The organism is Streptomyces sp. CC0208 (genome assembly GCF_003443735.1).
Lineage (GTDB): Bacteria > Actinomycetota > Actinomycetes > Streptomycetales > Streptomycetaceae > Streptomyces > Streptomyces sviceus.
Genome location: NZ_CP031969.1, coordinates 3,664,658 through 3,680,190 on the forward strand (window position 1 = coordinate 3,664,658; position 15,533 = coordinate 3,680,190).

13 protein-coding genes and 1 riboswitch are annotated in these 15,533 nt (G+C 70.4%); of the genes, 4 read left to right on the top strand and 9 right to left on the bottom strand.

All coding sequences use genetic code 11. From position 1 onward, the window contains the following. The first annotated feature begins 29 nt into the window (after window positions 1-29). Window positions 30-620, top strand: coding sequence for an NAD(P)H-dependent oxidoreductase (locus D1369_RS16600; RefSeq protein WP_007384000.1), 591 nt, complete (start codon window positions 30-32; stop codon window positions 618-620). Here the strand turns inward: D1369_RS16600 and D1369_RS16605 are convergent. The 4 genes from D1369_RS16605 to D1369_RS16620 form a co-directional block, all read right to left on the bottom strand. Next, window positions 610-1,521 carry an ABC transporter permease gene (locus D1369_RS16605; protein ID WP_007383999.1) on the bottom strand — a complete coding sequence of 304 codons (912 nt, stop codon included), beginning with the start codon at window positions 1,519-1,521 and terminating at the stop codon, window positions 610-612. The genes D1369_RS16600 and D1369_RS16605 overlap by 11 nt on opposite strands. Then, a complete protein-coding gene (locus D1369_RS16610) occupies window positions 1,508-2,512 on the bottom strand; it encodes an ABC transporter ATP-binding protein (protein ID WP_007383998.1) in 1,005 nt (334 codons plus the stop codon). The genes D1369_RS16605 and D1369_RS16610 overlap by 14 nt, the downstream gene beginning before the upstream one ends. A gap of 32 nt (window positions 2,513-2,544) precedes the next feature. Continuing rightward, window positions 2,545-3,783 (bottom strand): sigma-E factor regulatory protein RseB domain-containing protein, encoded by a 1,239-nt coding sequence (locus D1369_RS16615; protein ID WP_007383997.1) that lies wholly within the window; start codon window positions 3,781-3,783, stop codon window positions 2,545-2,547. A 248-nt stretch (window positions 3,784-4,031) separates the two neighbouring features. Next, on the bottom strand, window positions 4,032-5,042 hold the full coding sequence (locus D1369_RS16620; protein WP_007383996.1) for a polyprenyl synthetase family protein: 1,011 nt from the start codon (window positions 5,040-5,042) through the stop codon (window positions 4,032-4,034). 251 nt (window positions 5,043-5,293) lie between these two features. On the opposite strand from D1369_RS16620, the gene D1369_RS16625 reads away from it, so the two are divergent. Beyond that, window positions 5,294-7,312 carry a CocE/NonD family hydrolase gene (locus tag D1369_RS16625; protein WP_007383995.1) on the top strand — a complete coding sequence of 673 codons (2,019 nt, stop codon included), beginning with the start codon at window positions 5,294-5,296 and terminating at the stop codon, window positions 7,310-7,312. Window positions 7,313-7,552: 240 nt separating this feature from the next. Next, window positions 7,553-7,755: riboswitch (cyclic di-AMP (ydaO/yuaA leader) on the top strand. Window positions 7,756-7,760: 5 nt separating this feature from the next. Beyond that, a complete protein-coding gene (locus tag D1369_RS16630) occupies window positions 7,761-8,243 on the top strand; it encodes a transglycosylase SLT domain-containing protein (protein WP_007383994.1) in 483 nt (160 codons plus the stop codon). A gap of 3 nt (window positions 8,244-8,246) precedes the next feature. On the opposite strand, the gene D1369_RS16635 is transcribed toward D1369_RS16630, so the two are convergent. From D1369_RS16635 to D1369_RS16655, 5 genes are all read right to left on the bottom strand, one after another. Continuing rightward, window positions 8,247-9,059 carry a Cof-type HAD-IIB family hydrolase gene (locus D1369_RS16635; protein WP_007383993.1) on the bottom strand — a complete coding sequence of 271 codons (813 nt, stop codon included), beginning with the start codon at window positions 9,057-9,059 and terminating at the stop codon, window positions 8,247-8,249. A 340-nt stretch (window positions 9,060-9,399) separates the two neighbouring features. Further along, a complete protein-coding gene (locus D1369_RS16640) occupies window positions 9,400-10,428 on the bottom strand; it encodes a LacI family DNA-binding transcriptional regulator (protein WP_007383992.1) in 1,029 nt (342 codons plus the stop codon). Between the two features lie 41 nt (window positions 10,429-10,469). Then, window positions 10,470-11,336 (bottom strand): carbohydrate ABC transporter permease, encoded by an 867-nt coding sequence (locus D1369_RS16645; RefSeq protein ID WP_007383991.1) that lies wholly within the window; start codon window positions 11,334-11,336, stop codon window positions 10,470-10,472. After that, window positions 11,333-12,328 (bottom strand): sugar ABC transporter permease, encoded by a 996-nt coding sequence (locus tag D1369_RS16650; protein WP_037901107.1) that lies wholly within the window; start codon window positions 12,326-12,328, stop codon window positions 11,333-11,335. The genes D1369_RS16645 and D1369_RS16650 overlap by 4 nt, the downstream gene beginning before the upstream one ends. Continuing rightward, window positions 12,325-13,662 carry an extracellular solute-binding protein gene (locus D1369_RS16655; RefSeq protein ID WP_037901106.1) on the bottom strand — a complete coding sequence of 446 codons (1,338 nt, stop codon included), beginning with the start codon at window positions 13,660-13,662 and terminating at the stop codon, window positions 12,325-12,327. Before D1369_RS16655 ends, D1369_RS16650 begins: the two co-directional genes overlap by 4 nt. A 368-nt stretch (window positions 13,663-14,030) precedes the next feature. On the opposite strand from D1369_RS16655, the gene D1369_RS16660 reads away from it, so the two are divergent. Then, complete coding sequence (locus tag D1369_RS16660) at window positions 14,031-15,200, top strand: arabinogalactan endo-1,4-beta-galactosidase (RefSeq protein WP_037901104.1); 1,170 nt, start codon at window positions 14,031-14,033, stop codon at window positions 15,198-15,200. Window positions 15,201-15,533 lie beyond the last annotated feature (333 nt).

Consider the following 15,533-nt stretch of genomic DNA (forward strand, 5'->3'; position numbering starts at 1 on the left):
ATCGTACGCCGATCAGCCGGGAGCTCTCCATGACACGCCGTTTCCTGTTCGTCCTCGGCAGCAGCCGAAGCGACGGCAACACCGAACTGCTGGCCCGCCGGGCCGCCGAGCAACTGCCCCCGGACGTCGAGCAGCAGTGGATCGACCTCGCGGAGCATCCGCTGCCCGACTTCGAGGATCTGCGGCACGACACGGACCATGTGCGTCCGACGATCGGCCACACGGCCCTGCTCTTCGACGCGACGCTCGCGGCGACGGACATCGTGATCGCCTCCCCGTTGTACTGGTACTCGGTCTCCGCGCACGTCAAGCGCTACCTCGACTACTGGTCGGGGTGGCTGCGCACGCCGGGTGTCGATTTCAAGGCGACCATGGCGGGGCGCACCCTGTGGGGTGTCACCGCGCTGGCCCACGAGGAGTTCGAGGTCGCCGCCCCGCTGATCGGCACCCTGAACAACTCGGCCGCGTACATGGGGATGCGCTTCGGCGGAGTGCTCCTCGGCAACGGCAGCAAGCCCGGTGACGTGCTGCGGGACACCGACGCGCTCGCCCGGGCGAAGACCTTCTTCGACCAGGAGGCCCCGCTCGCGCGGTTCCCCTACGAGCAGGTCACGCAGTGATGTCCTTCGCCATGAACCTCGCCCACGCGGCCGGGCCGAACACCGCCGCGTACAGCGCCTGGAGGCCGAGGTTCTTCACCAGGTCGTCCCAGTAGACCGGCTCACGCATGAGGTCGGCGAAGGACAGCCAGTAGTGGGAGAAGAAGTACGGCTGCAGAGCGTGCAGTTGGGGTATCTGGTCGAGGATCTGGACCGTGATCAGCAGGCCGACCGTCGTGGCCATCGCCGCGATGCCGCTGTTCGTGAGCGTCGACACGAACAGGCCGAGGGCCGCCACGCCGGTCAGTGACGCGGCCACCACCAGGGCGACCAGCAGGGCTCTGCCCAGTCCCTCCGCGAAGGTGATCTGCGTGCCTGAGATCGTCGTCAGGTCGCCGAGCGGAAAGAGGACCGCCCCCACCGTCAGCGCCGAGAGGGCGACCACGAGGGTGGCGACCAGGCAGAACGTCATCACCGTCGCGTACTTGGTCAGGAGCAGCCGGGTGCGGCCCGCGGGGGCGACCAGGAGGTAGCGGAGGGTGCCGGCGTTGGCCTCGCCCGCGATCGCGTCGCCCGCGATGACGCCGACGGACATCGGGAGGAAGAAGGGGAGGGTCGCGGCGAGGGCGGTGAAGACCAGGAAGAGACCGTTGTTGGTGATCTGGGAGATGAAGGCCGGCCCGCCGCCGCTGGGTCCGGACGAGGAGTCGTTGCCGGTCTCGATCTTCACTGCGATGCCTACGAGGATCGGGACGGCTGCCAGTACGGCGAGCAGGGCGAGGGTGCGCCAGCGGCGGAACGTGGTGTGGAGTTCGTTGCGGAAGAGGGTGCCGTAGAAGGTTGTACGGCGGCTGACGGTCAGTGGGGGCTGGTCGCGCAGTTCCCCGCGCCCCTTAGGGGCGCTCAACTCAGCCTGCGACATCGAAGCCCTCCCCCGTCAGGGCCACGAAGGCGTCCTCCAGGGAGGCCCGTTCCAGCGCGAAGCCCCGCACCCGCACTCCAGCCGTCACCAACGCCGCGTTGAGGTCGGCCAGTTCACCGTCGGGCGGGTCGGAGGTGACCCGATCCTCCTCGATGACCACATCCGCGACGCCCTGTTCCTTCAGGACCCGCGCCGCGTCCGCCCCGTCCGGAGTCGTCACCACCAGCCTCCCCCTCGCCCCCGCCGCCAGCTCCGCCACCGAGCCCTGGGTGATCAGGCGGCCCTGGGCCATCACCGCCGCGTGGGTGCAGACCTGTTCGATCTCGTCGAGGAGGTGGGACGAGAGGAAGACGGTCGTGCCGTCCGCGGCCAGTTCCCTCACCAGGGAGCGGATCTCGCGCATGCCCTGCGGGTCCAGACCGTTGGTCGGTTCGTCCAGGACCAGGAGTCTGCGGGGCTGGAGGAGGGCCGCGGCCAGGCCGAGGCGCTGTTTCATGCCCAGCGAGTACGCCTTCGCCTTCTTGCCGGCGGCGGCCGCCAGCCCGACCCGGTCCAGGGCGGCCGCCACGCGCGTGTTCCGGGTGCGGGGGTCGGCGGTCGGGTCCGCGGCGTCGTAGCGGACGAGGTTGTCGCGGCCGGAGAGGAAGCCGTACAGGGCCGGGCCCTCGATGAGCGCGCCGACGTGCGGGAGTACGGTCCGGGAGGCGCGCGGCATGGGGCGGCCCAGGACGCGCGCGGTGCCGGAGGTCGGTTCGATGAGACCCATCAGCATGCGGATGGTGGTGGTCTTGCCGGAGCCGTTCGGGCCGAGGAAGCCGAAGACGCTGCCCGCCGGGACGGTCAGGTCGAGACCGTCCACGGCGAGCTGTCCGCCGCGGTAGCGCTTGGTGAGGGCGCGGGTGCGGATGACGCTCTCGTCCCCGCCCGCGTCACCGCCTGCGCCGTCGTCCGACCCCTCCGGGTCCGGGTCCGTGGCGGACGGCTGGTCCATCGGCTCCCTCGATTCCTTGTGCCCGCTCGGGACTACTTCGCCGCGTCGGCCGCCTTCACCAGCGCGTCCTGGGTGACCGCGCCGACGTAGACCTTGCCGTCGTCGGTGATCAGGGCGTTGATCAGGCGGGTCTTGAAGACGGTGCCCTTGCCGAACGTGCCGGAGACCTTGTCGCCGAGCGAGTCCAGGAAGCCGCCGACGTCACCGCCGACCTCGGAGCCGGACGGGACGCCCTGGCCGCCGGTGTCGAAGGTGGCGATGGAGTCCCAGCCGTCCCCGATGACGTTCAGGCCCTCGGGGCCGTTCTTGCCGAACTCGTCGGCCGCGCCCTTGCCGAGGTCCTTCGACGGCCTCTTGCCGGGGTGCTCCGCGTGCCCGGGCGCCTTCGGCGCGTCCCCCTCCTCGACCTTCGCGCCCTTCGGCGGGGTGAAGTCGAAGGTGGAGGCGGCCGGCTTGGCGAAGCTGACCTGGGTGAAGCCCGCGTCCACGACGGCGGAACCGCCGCTCGCCGGTGTCAGCGTGAACTTCAGCGGCAGGCCGGTCTTCGAGTCCACGGCCACGGTGATCTGACCGACCGTGGAACCTTCGTCCTTGGGCTTGATGACCAGGCGGTAGGCGTCCCGGCCCGCGACCTGCGCGGTGCCCTCCACCGTCACCGAGGTGGTCTTGTCGGCGGCCTTGAGGGCGTCCTGGGCGAGGTCCTTGGGTGTGGCCGGGAGCTCTTCCCTCTGCTTCCCGTCGCTCTCGGAGGCCGTGGTGTGGAAGACGGAGTTGGACTTGCTGTCGTAGCCCCAGACGTCCTTGCCGTTGTGGATGAGGCTGTACTCGGCCGCGTCCTCCAGCAGGGAGACCTTCTGCCTGTCCTCGCCGTCCGCCGCGACGCGCAGCGTGTGCGTGCCGGAGGCGAGTTCGGTGAGCTTGGTGGTCGGGTCGGCGGACGAGTCGCCCGATCCGGAGGGGCCGGCGGCGGAGCCGAGCGAGCTCTCCAGGCCGCCGAGGTCCGGCAGACCGAGATCCGTGGTGATCTTCACGGTGCCGGACAGCTGCTGTACGTCCGACGCGGCGATCTTCTCGATGAGTTCGTGTGCGCTGATCTTCGGCAGGTCGGGGTCGCCGGAGTCGGCGAGCGCCGGGACGAGCCCGATGGTCGCCGCCGCGATCCCCACCACCGTGGCCGGCACGACGTACCGCGCGGCCTTGCGCCGACGCGCGGAACGCAGCTCTTCGGCGTCCGCGGCGGTCACGCTGTCGTCGGATTCGTACGGTGCCATGTGTGCCTTACCTCCGTCGTCGGCGGCGGCTGTCAACTCCCGTGCGTTCACCTGTAGCCGCCATTCTCACCCGAATCGGTGAGGAGTGGTGTTTTCCGTGATGTCCATCTGACCAAATCGGCCATGAGCATGCGTCAGCCCTCGGGGCCAACTCCATGTACACCTGGGGTATGACACGACATGCCGACGCCCCCTACGACCCGTAGGGGGCGTCGCTGCCCGGGACCTGCCGGGCCTGCCGTCCGGACCTAGCCCGCCCGGTGGACCACCGCGTCGCACAGCTCCATCAGCGCCGCCCGCGCGTCGCACTCCCGCAGCGGGGCCAGGGCCGCGCGCGCGTCCTCCGCGTAGCGCACGGTGTCCCGGCGGGCCTGCTCCAGCGCGGGGTGGGTGCGCAGGGCCGCCAGTGCCTCCGCGTGCCGGTCGTCGTCCGTGAGGTCGGAGTCGAGCAGCTCGCACAGGGCGACGTCCTCGGCCAGGCCGAGCCGGGCGGCCCGCTCCCGCAGCCGCAGGACCGGCATCGTGGGGATGCCCTCGCGCAGGTCGGTGCCCGGCGTCTTGCCGGACTCGTGGGAGTCGGAGGCGATGTCCAGGACGTCGTCGGCGAGCTGGAAGGCGACGCCGAGGCGCTCGCCGTACTGGGTGAGGACGTCCACGACCCTCTCGTCGGCGCCGGACATCATCGCCCCGAAGCGGCACGAGACGGCGACCAGCGAGCCCGTCTTGCCGCCGAGCACGTCGAGGTAGTGCTCGACCGGATCGCGGCCGTCCTGCGGCCCGGCCGTCTCCAGGATCTGGCCGGTGACCAGGCGCTCGAACGCCTCGGACTGCACCCGGACCGCTTCGGGCCCGAGGTCGGCCAGGATGTGCGAGGCACGGGCGAACAGGAAGTCGCCGGTCAGCACGGCCACGGAATTGCCCCAGCGGGTGTTGGCGCTGTCGACGCCCCGCCGGACCTCGGCCTCGTCCATGACGTCGTCGTGGTACAGCGTCGCGAGGTGGGTCAGCTCCACCACCACGGCCGACGGCACCACGCCCGGCGCATAGGGGTCGCCGAACTGGGCGGCGAGCATCACGAGCAACGGCCGGAAGCGCTTTCCACCCGCCCGCACCAGATGCTGGGCGGCCTCCGTGATGAAGGGGACCTCGCTCTTGGTGGCCTCGAGCAGTCCCTCCTCGACAGCCGTCATTCCGGCCTGGACATCGGCTTCCAGAGCCTGGTCCCGCACGCTCAGCCCGAACGGCCCGACGACGGTCACGAGGGGTCTCCTGTCTGCTGGTGTCTACTGGCGGTCACACGGAATGTCGATAGGTCGCTGCCATCACTCAAGTCAGCGTATCCGGTCACCTTTGGATCACCGATAGCGCCCGCCCCGTCCATGCCAGGCGGGATCGGATCACGACCGGTATGTTTTTGATCACCTGAAAAGAATGGATATCAATCGATTTGTAGGGAAGTAGCCGCCCTCGTCGTGACACCCGGCGCACTGAGACCGACGGGACCCCACCGATGCGCATCCGCACGCCCTTCCCCTACGAGACGACCCACGACGACGTCCGCATTCCGCTCCCGGACGGGACGCTCCTGTACGCACGCGTGTGGCGACCCCTCACTCAGGAACCGGTACCCGCGATCCTCGAATACCTGCCGTACCGCCTCACCGACTGGACCGCGCCCCGTGACGGGCAGCGCCACCCCTGGTACGCGGGCCACGGCTACGCCTCGGTCCGTGTCGACGTGCGCGGGCACGGGAACAGCGAGGGCCTGCCGGGTGACGCGTACTCGGCGGCCGAACTCGCCGACGGGGTCGAGGTCGTCGACTGGCTGGCCGCGCAGCCCTGGTGCGACGGCCGGGTCGGCATGTTCGGGATCTCCTGGGGCGGCTTCGACGCCCTCCGGATCGCGGCCCTGGCACCCGAGCCGCTCAAAGCGGTCGTCACCGTCTGCGCCACCGACGACCGCTACGACAACGACGTGCACTACCTGGGTGGTTCCGTCCTCGCGGCCGACATGCACGCGTGGGCGGCGACGATGCTCGCCTACGTCTCCCGGCCTCCGGACCCCCTCCATGTCGGCGACGGCTGGCGGGAGATGTGGCTCGCACGCCTCGAAGCGGTCGAGCCGTTCGTCCACACCTGGCTCGGCCACCAGACCCGCGACGGCTACTGGCGCCACGGCAGCGTCCGCGAGGACCACGACGCGATCGGCGCGGCCGTCCTCGCGGTCGGCGGCTGGCACGACCCGTACCACGACACCGTCCTGCGGCTCGTCGAGCACCTGCCGGCCGACCGGGTACGGGGGATCGTCGGCCCCTGGTCCCACCAGTACCCGGACCGCGGCCTGCCGCCCGGCCCGGCGATCGGCTTCCTCCAGGAGACCCTGCGCTGGTGGGACCAGCACCTCAAGGGCGTCGACACCGGCGTCATGCGAGAACCCCTCCTGAGGGCCTACATCGGCGACTCCCACCCCCCGGCCACCGTCCTCGACACCCTGCCCGGCCGCTGGGTCGGCGAGCCCGCCTGGCCCTCCCCGCACGTGACGACGGTGGCGTACGGCCTTCAGGGCGCCCCCGTCCTGGTCCGTTCCCCGCAGCACACGGGCGTGGACGCCGGCCGTTTCCGCCCCGTCGGCAACGACGCCGACCTGCCGCCGGACCAGCGGGAGGAGGACGCCCGTTCGGCCTGTTTCGAGTTCGCGACGGGCGAGGAGACGTGGGTCCTCGGGCGGCCGCGGGTGCGGCTCAGGGTGACCTCGGAGGTGTCGCGCGGGCAGGTCGTCGCGCGGCTCTGCGATGTCGCCCCGGACGGGTCGTCGACGCTCGTCACGCGAGGGGTGCTGAACCTCTCGGCCCGCCACGGACAGGACCGGACGGTGCCCTGGGAGCCCGGGGCGACGCAGGAGGTGGCCTTCGAGCTGAACGGCATCGGGCACGCCTTCCCGCCCGGTCACCGCATCCGGCTCGCCGTCTCCTCGGCGTACTGGCCGTGGATCTGGCCGCAGCCGGGGTCGCAGGCCGGATTCACCCTGGAGCCGGCGGGCAGCTTCCTCGAACTGCCGGTACGCGCGCGGGAAGCGGCCTCGGACATCGCCTTCGAGGAGCCGGAGCAGTCCGGGCCGCTCGACGTCACCCGCGGCGTAGCCGCTGACGGATGGAGCCCCGCGACTTTGGACGAACCCCGCCCCGAGCGCCTGGTCGTCCGTGACGTGGCCAAGGGCGAGTGGCGTCTGGAGGTCGACCCCCGGTACGGCGGCACGCGCGTGTACCCCGACGGCCTGGAGATCACCGAGGACGCGCTGGAGACGTACACGATCGACGAGCAGGACCCCCTGTCCGCCCGCACCCGCTCGGACTGGACGATCCGGCTGCACCGCCCCGAGCTCGCCTGGGACACCACCGTCCGCACCCGCGCGGAGATCACCTGCGACAGGACGGACTTCCACACCTCCGACGAGGTCGTGTGCACCGCCGGCGATGAGGTGGTCTTCCACCGGACGTGGGAGAAGCGGATCCCACGCACGGCCGGTTGAAGACGAGTTGGGCTTTCCTGACCGTTTTACCCCTCTTGCGCTCGGCTGTGATGTGGCCCACTCGCGGGGGTGGACCGGCATGGATGCGGAATCCGTCGATCCGCCTTTTCCTTTGCGCGAGTTGAGGTTGGCGAACGCAAAGGATCAAGCGCCTCAAATGCCTCTTTCCAAGGTCAATAGGCACCGCATGTGAATTCGCCACTTGTTCCGGACATGTGCTCTCGCATACGTTCCCGGCCTGTCGGGCGGACGCCGAATCCTGCCACCACCCGACAACACCCACCTAGCACCACGGCAGGAGCGGGGGAACCAGGTAAGTCGCCGGACCGGACGTCTTCGGACATACCGGCACGGCTTGGGGTGAAGTCGCGCCTTTCGCAGGCGTGGCCGGGCAGCTCCCGCCCGAACCCGACAGCTCACCTCGCAGGCGACGGAGAGGAACTTCGCCATGTCTGCTGCCGCTCAGCACCGCCGTACCCGCACCAGCCGTCTCGCCCGCAAACTCGCCGTCGCCGGCACCGGAGTCGCCGTCCTCGCGCTGCCGCTCATCGGCGCGAGCAGCGCGTCCGCGGCCACCCCGACCGTGCAGACCGCCACCACGCTCGGCTACTCCAACACCCTCGACGGCTGGATCCGGGCCTCCCTCGCCGTCATGGCGGAGCACGGGATTCCCGGCTCCTACGACGGGATCTACCGCAACGTCATACGCGAGTCCTCCGGCAACCCCTACGCCATCAACCTCTGGGACTCCAACGCCGCGGCCGGCACGCCCTCCAAGGGCCTGCTCCAGGTGATCGACCCGACCTTCAACGCGTACCACGTGGCCAACACCTCGTGGGACCCGTACGACCCGGTCGCCAACATCACCGCGGCCTGCAACTACGCGGCCCAGCGGTACGGGTCCATCGACAACGTGTTCGGCGCGTACTAGGAACTACGCCCGCGGGAAGAGCCTTTCGAGGACGACGGCGATGCCGTCGTCCTCGTTCGACAGGGTGACCTCGTCGGCCACGGCCTTGAGTTCGGGGTGGGCGTTGGCCATCGCCACCCCGCGGGCCGCCCAGTCGAACATCGGGATGTCGTTGGGCATGTCCCCGAAGGCGATCGTCACCTCGGGCCCCAGTCCCAGGTGTTCGGCGGCCAGCGCGAGGCCGGTCGCCTTGGTGATGCCGCATGGCTGGAGTTCGACGGTCCCGGGGCCCGACATGGTGACCGTCGCCAGCGAACCCACCACCGAGCGGGCCGTGACCGCCAACTCGTCGTCGGACAGGTAGGGGTGGCGCAGCAGCACCTTGCTGATCGGCTCGCACCACAGGTCGTCGCGCCGGCCGACCCGTACCGCGGGCAGGGTCGGATGGGGCATCAGATAGCCCGGTTCGATGAGGGTGAGTCCCTCGACACCGTCCTGGTCCACGGCCGCGTACACCTGCCCGACCTCGGCCTCGATCTTGCCCAGCGCGGTCTCGGCCAGCTCCCGGTCCAGGGTCACCGACCAGAGCAGACGGTCCGCGCCGGCGTCGTACACCTGCGCGCCCTGTCCGCACACCGCGAGCCCCGTACTGCCGAGGTCGTCGAGCAGCGGCCGCACTCTGGGCGCCGGCCGGCCCGTCACGACGAGATGCCGGGCCCCGCCCGCGGCCACCCGTGCGAGCGCGGCCAACGACCGGTCGGAGAGGGTGTCGTCGGTCCGCAGCAGCGTTCCGTCCAGGTCAGTGGCGATCAGTGAATATGCGGAAGAGGCGGCCATGATCAGAGAATACGGATGGTTGGCCCCTGCGACTCGACGCGAACCGGACGGCTGCTGCTTTCACATGCGTTGACGGCAGTTCCGGTTCCTGGGTGCGGCGGCACGGCACGAACACGGCCGGCGGGCCCCGGCGGGAGCGGCCCGAAACCCTCGGCCGGTCGCCGACTTTCACCAGTACCAGCGGATCCTGGTGAGGGCCGCGAGCCCGCTTGTGCTCTTCGGCGGCGTCCTCCCCGGCCGCCCCACGGACCGAGGGGCCCCCGGCTCCGGCCGACGCCTGCCGGACGCGCCGACGGGCCCCGCGCCCGGGCCGCCCCCCCTCGGCGCCTCTCGCGGAGCGCTACGCCGAGTCCCGGACCACCAGTTCCGTCGGGAGGATCACTCCTGCCGTGTCCTCGCCCGCGATCTGGGCGAGGAGCATGCGGACCATCTCGGCGCTGATGCGGTCGAAGGGCTGGCGCATGGTGGTGAGCGCGGGGGCGATGGCGGTCGCCGCCGGGGAGTCGTCGAAGCCGCCGACAGCGATGTCATCGGGGACCGAACGCCCGGCCTGCTGAAGAACGCCCACCACACCCAGGGCCATGAGGTCCGAGGCGACGAACACCGCGTCCATGTCCGGGGCCTGGGCCAGCAGGCGGCGGGCCGCCCGTTCGCCGCCGCTGCGCCGGAAGTCGCCCTCGACGACGAGCGAGGGGTCGTAGGGCAGGCCCGCCTCGGCGAGCATGTCCCGGTAGCCGGCCAGCCGGTCGGGGCCGCCCGGCATGTCGAGCGGCCCGGTGACCATGCCGACGCGGCGCCGGCCGCCGGCGAGGAGATGACGGACCATGTCCTGCGCGCCCTCGCGGTCGGCGGCGGCCACGTAACTCACCTTGGTGCCCCGCCCTATCGGCTTGCCGCAGACCACCAACGGGATCCCGGCGTCGTGCAGTTCGGCCGCGACCGGGTCACCGCTGTGGTTGGAGAGCAGCAGCACCCCGTCGACGTGGCCCGAGGTGATGTACCGGGTCAGCCGGCGCCGGTCGTCGTCGCTCTCGGCCAGCATCAGCAGCAGCGGGATGTCGTGCTGGGCGAGCCGCTCGGTGCAACCCCGCAGCAGGACGTTGAAGTTGGGGTCCTCGAAGAACTTCTCCTGCGGCTCGGTCAGCAGGAACGCCACCGAGTCCGACCGGCCCGTACTGAGGCTGCGGGCATGCCGGTTGACCACGTAACCGGTCTTCCTGATGGCGGCCTCGACCGCCCGCCGGGCGGCGGGCGAGACGTAGTGGCCGCCGTTCAGGAAGCGGGAGACGGTGCCCCGCGAGACGCCCGCCTCCCGGGCCACGTCGTGGATGGTCGGTGGCTTGCGGCGTCCGTTCGCGGTGGTGGTCATGTTCCTCGTTCGGAGACGTTCGTGAAGGGGAGCCCGGGGCCTCAGGCCTTGACCGATCCGCTCATCAGGTCCAGCGACCAGAACCGCTGGATCACCAGGAAGAGCCCGATCAGCGGAAGGATCGCGAGCAGACACCCGGTGATGACCAGGGTGTACAGCGCGGGCTGCGAGGCGCCCTGGGCGAGCAGCGTGTACAGGCCGAGGGTGATCGGGAACTTCTCGTCGTCCGCCAGCATGACGAAGGGCAGCAGGAAGTTGTTCCAGATGCCGACGAACTGGAAGAGGAACACCGTGATCAGGCCGGGCATCATCATCGGTACGGCGATCCGCGAGAAGATCCTCCACTCGCTCGCGCCGTCCATCCGGGCCGCCTCCATGAGCTCGGCGGGCACCGACGCGGCCGCGTAGATGCGGACCAGGTAGACGCCGTACGGCGACAGGATCGACGGCAGCAGCATCGACCAGTACGAGTCGGCCATGCCGAGCTTCGACAGCAGCAGGTACTGCGGTACGGCCAGCACGATGGACGGCACCAGGACCCCGGCCAGGATCATCTTGAAGATGGCCTCACGGCCGCGGAAGCTGTAGCGGCCGAGCGCATAGCCGCCGGCGGCGGAGACCGCGGCGGAGAGCAGGGCGCCGAGACCGGCGTAGAAGGCCGAGTTGGCCATCCACCGCCAGAAGATGCCGTCGCGGTAGGCGGTCAGGTCGCTCAGGTTCTGGAAGAAGCCGCTGCCCGGGGCGAAGGTGAAGGTGGAGAAGAGCTCCGACCGGTCCTTGGTCGCCGCGACGACCACCCAGGCGATGGGGATCAGGCAGTACAGCGCGCCGAGGATCAGCACGAGCGTGGGCACCCACGCGGTGCGGCGGCCGCCCTTGGACGTGGCGGTGAGGGTGAGCGGGGTCATGCCCGGTCCTCCCGGGTGTGGCGGTCGGAGACGCGCAGCAGGGTGAAGGAGAGGAGATACGTGGCCAGGGCCAGGACGACCGCGGTGGCGGAGGCGCCGTAGATGTCGGACTGGAGGAAGGCCTTGTCGTAGATGGCCATCAGGGGGCTCCACGAGCTGGGCAGGCCGTTGGTGAGCGGCTTGAGGGCCATCGGCTCGGTGAAGACCTGGAGAGTGGCGATCACCGAGAAGAAGAAGGTGAGCACCAGGGAGGGCATCACGATCGGGATCTTGATCTTCAGGGCGATGCCCAGGTCGGTCGCGCCGTCGAGCCTGGCCGCCTCGTAGATGTCCGGCGGGATCGCCCTGAGGGCGGTGTAGATGACGATCATGTTGAAGCCGGTGCCGCCCCAGACCGCGATGTTCGCGAAGGAGAGGTACAGGTTGCCGCCGTCGAACAGGTCGGGCTGCGGGAGGCCGAACTTGTCCAGCAGGTAGTAGAAGGGGCTGACGTCCGGCAGGTACAGGAAGCCCCACATGAGCGCGGCGATGATGCCCGGCACCGCGTACGGCAGGAAGATCATCAGCCGGGCGAAGGGCGCGCTGCGCGCCTTGGGCGTGTCCAGCATCAGCGCGAACAGCAGGGCGAGGCCGAGCATGGTCGGGATGACGATGAGGCCGTATCCGAAGGCCCGCAGCACGCTGTGGCCGAACTCGGAGTCGTTCAGGACGTCGGTGTAGTTGCCGATGCCGTTCCAGACCTGCTGCCGGGCGCCCTTGCCGAGCCCGATCCCCTTGACCTGCACCCGGTGCAGGCTCAGCCAGATCGCGTACCCGATGGGCACGACGGTGAAGGCGGCGAAGAGGGTGAGGGTGGGCACCAGGAACCAGTACGGTGCGCTGCGGCCACGGCGGCGGGGGCGGCTGGGGCGGACGGACTGGGCGGTGCCGGTGCCGTCCGCCAAGGGCGCGACCTCGGTGAGGTCGGCGCCCTTGAGCGGAGCGCTGGTCATGCCTCGGTCACCTCGAAGCCCTGCTTCTTCATGTCGGCGAAGGTCTTCGACTGCACGGTGGCGAGGGCGGAGTCGAACTGGGTCTCCTTCTTCGCCTTGGTGGCCTTGCCGAAGGCGTCCTGGAAGGTGGTGTAGGCCGTGTTGACGTTGGGGCCCCAGGCCGCGGCGGCGGTGGTCGCGGCGATCTCGCCGGCGGTGGTGTAGAAGTCCGCCTGGTTCGAGAAGAACTCCGGCGTGGTCAGGACGTCCCCGGACTGGCCCTTCGTGGCGGCCGGGTAGATCGCGACCTCCTTGACCAGGGCGGCAAGCGCCTCCGGGTCGGTGTTGAGCCAGGTGGCGAACTTGGCGGCGGCCTCCGCGTGCTTGGAGTCGGTGGAGACGCCGGTGGAGGAACCGCCCCAGCTGCCGGTGACGTTGTCGCCGGACTTCCACTGCGGCAGCGGGGCCATGCGCCACTTGCCCTTGGTGTCGGGGGCGGAGGAGACCAGCACCCCGGGCGCCCAGACGGCGGAGACCCAGGCGAGGTGGGTGCCCTTGTTGAGGGCGTTGTTCCAGGCCGGGGTGTACATCGGCTGGTTGTCGACGACTCCCTCCTGCACGAGCCCGCCCCAGAACTCGGCGACCTTCTTGGTGGCCGCGTCGTCGATGCCGACGGTCCACTTGCCGGACGGGTCGACGGTCCACCAATTGCCGCCGGCCTGCTGGGAGAGGCCCGCGAAGAGACCGGGGTCGTTGGCGGAGAAGGTGGTCAAGTAGGCGTCCGGGACGGCCTTCTTGGCGGCGCGGGCGGTCTCCGCGAACTCCGTCCAGGTCTTCGGCACGGTGAGGCCGTGCTTCTTGAAGAGGTCCTCGCGGTAGTAGAACATCAGCGGCCCGGAGTCCTGCGGGATCGCGTAGAGCGCGTCCGTGCCGAGGGTGACCATGCCCCACAGGCCCTCGGCGAACTCGGACTTGGTGTCACCGGCGTACTTGGAGATGTCGGCGAGGACGTCGTTGGAGACCAGGGTGGGCAGCGACTGGTACTCGACCTGGATCAGGTCGGGGGCGTGGCCGGCCTTCTTCGCGGTGATCAGCTTGGAGAGGATCTCCTGACCGCTGGCCTGCTTGGACACCGTGACCGTGATGTCCGGGTTCTTCTTGTTCCAGATCGCGGCGACCTTCTCCATGTTCGGCGCCCACGACCAGTAGGTCAGCTTGACGGGCCCGCTGCTCTCGCCGGAGTCCTTGTCGTCGGAACCGCCGCAGGCGGCGAGGGTGCCCGTGAGGCCGAGGGCTGCGGCCCCGGCGAGGATGGTGCGCCTGCTGATCTGGCGGCGGTTGATCGACATCTTCATCTCCCCTGACTTGGAACCAGCCGGTCTCGAGACGTCGCGCGTTCGCGGCAACCGCCGTGGGGGGAGGTTCTGCGGACGTGACCGAGAGGCTGTGCGCGAGGGCCGCGCGGCTCTGTGATCGTGCACAGTAGAGAATTGTTTCGGCCCCTTGTCAATGGCGGGTGCGTGGGGTTACCTACTTGTTGCTCGCCCAGGACAGGGGTGAGGGGAGCTGTGCACGATCACAGAAAATGAGGGTTTTCTGAGTCGTCACGCGGTTCACCGGCTCCCTTCACTCCGCTCCTCGACATCTCCCCGGCCGTCCCCCGGCCGCCCTGGCCACCGCAGAGCCGGTATCTCCGTGGCCGTCCGCGAAAGGACCCTTTGACATGCGCAGACGCAGTGTTCTCACCGCTGCCGGAGCCGCCGCGCTGGCCGTTCCCGTGCTGGGGGGCGCGCCGGCCGCCGCGGCACCCGCCACCGCGGCACCCGCCACCGGCGCGCCGGCCGCCGGTCGGCGGGGCTGTCTGGACATCCGGGGGGCGGACATCTCCTCGCTGCCGAAGAACGAGGACCACGGCGCGGTGTACCGCACCGCCGACGGTCACCGCGCGGACCCGATCCGTCTGATCGCGCAGGCCGGGGTCACCCACGCCCGTCTCAAGGTGTGGGTGAACCCGGCCGACGGCTACAACACCAAGGCGCACATCCTGCCGCTCGCCCGCCGCCTCAAGCGGGCCGGGGTCGGCGTCTGGATCGACTTCCACTACTCCGACAGCTGGGCCGACCCGGCGCACCAGACCAAGCCGGCCGCCTGGGCGGGCCTGGACGTGGCGGGCCTGGCGAGGGCGGTGTACGACCACACGGCCGACGTCCTCGGTGCGCTGAAGCGGCAGGGCACCCCGGCCCAACTGGTGCAGATCGGCAACGAGCTGAACGGCGGCCTGATCTGGCCCGAGGGCAACTGGGAGCACTTCGACAACATGACCGCCTTCCTCAAGGCCGGTCTGAGCGCGGCCCGCGACACCACCCCGCGCGTCCGCACGATCCTGCATCTGGCGAACGGCGGCGACAACGGGCTGTACCGCTGGTGGTTCGACAACGTGGTGTCGTACGGCGTCGACTTCGACATCATCGGGCTCTCGTACTACCCGTTCTGGCACGGCCCGATCGCGGACGCGGCCGCCAACATGGCGGACATCACGGCGCGTTACGGCAAACCGTGCGTAATAGCCGAGACGGCGTACCCGTTCACGCTGGAGAGCGAGGACGGCGTCAACGACATCATGAACAGCCCCTCGCAGCTGACCGACGGTTTCCCCGCCACCCCGGAGGGCCAGGCCGCGTGGCTGCGCACGGTGGCCGACCTCGCCGCCGGCGTCCCGGACGGGCAGGGCCTCGGCTACTGCTACTGGGAAGGCCTGTGGACCTACCGCGCGGGCAGCGGCTGGGACCCGACGGACCCGTCCGCGGGCAACGCGTGGGAGAACCTGGCGCTGTTCGACTTCGGGGACAGGGCACTGCCGGGGCTGCGGACGCTGGGGCGTTACCGGTCGTAGGCGGGGTTCGTGGGGGGGGGAGAGAGAGCCGGGCCACGTCTCGCGGGGCGGTCGGGTTACCCGTAGCGGGAGCCGGGGCCTCGGCACCTGTGTACGAGGACCAGGGGGTGTCGGGCGCCCACACCCCGCAGGCCGCGGGGGCGGGCCGGACGACCCGACTCGGGACGCCGGAGGGGGCCCTGTCGCTCGTACGCGAGGGGACCCGCGAGGTAGAAGAGGCCCCACCTCGCAGGCCACGGGGGCAGACCAGCCCCGCCGCCCGTACACGAGGACGGCAGGGCGGACCGGCCCACACCCGGCAGGCCGCGCGGACCGACCGGGCTCCCCACCGCA

Coding starts and splice junctions, on each gene's coding strand:
- D1369_RS16600 (WP_007384000.1), top strand. CDS start 30: ATGACACGCCGTTTCCTGTTCGTCCTCGGCAGCAGCCGAAGCGACGGC.
- D1369_RS16605 (WP_007383999.1), bottom strand. CDS start 1,521: ATGTCGCAGGCTGAGTTGAGCGCCCCTAAGGGGCGCGGGGAACTGCGC.
- D1369_RS16610 (WP_007383998.1), bottom strand. CDS start 2,512: ATGGACCAGCCGTCCGCCACGGACCCGGACCCGGAGGGGTCGGACGAC.
- D1369_RS16615 (WP_007383997.1), bottom strand. CDS start 3,783: ATGGCACCGTACGAATCCGACGACAGCGTGACCGCCGCGGACGCCGAA.
- D1369_RS16625 (WP_007383995.1), top strand. CDS start 5,294: ATGCGCATCCGCACGCCCTTCCCCTACGAGACGACCCACGACGACGTC.
- D1369_RS16630 (WP_007383994.1), top strand. CDS start 7,761: ATGTCTGCTGCCGCTCAGCACCGCCGTACCCGCACCAGCCGTCTCGCC.
- D1369_RS16635 (WP_007383993.1), bottom strand. CDS start 9,059: ATGGCCGCCTCTTCCGCATATTCACTGATCGCCACTGACCTGGACGGA.
- D1369_RS16640 (WP_007383992.1), bottom strand. CDS start 10,428: ATGACCACCACCGCGAACGGACGCCGCAAGCCACCGACCATCCACGAC.
- D1369_RS16645 (WP_007383991.1), bottom strand. CDS start 11,336: ATGACCCCGCTCACCCTCACCGCCACGTCCAAGGGCGGCCGCCGCACC.
- D1369_RS16650 (WP_037901107.1), bottom strand. CDS start 12,328: ATGACCAGCGCTCCGCTCAAGGGCGCCGACCTCACCGAGGTCGCGCCC.
- D1369_RS16655 (WP_037901106.1), bottom strand. CDS start 13,662: ATGAAGATGTCGATCAACCGCCGCCAGATCAGCAGGCGCACCATCCTC.
- D1369_RS16660 (WP_037901104.1), top strand. CDS start 14,031: ATGCGCAGACGCAGTGTTCTCACCGCTGCCGGAGCCGCCGCGCTGGCC.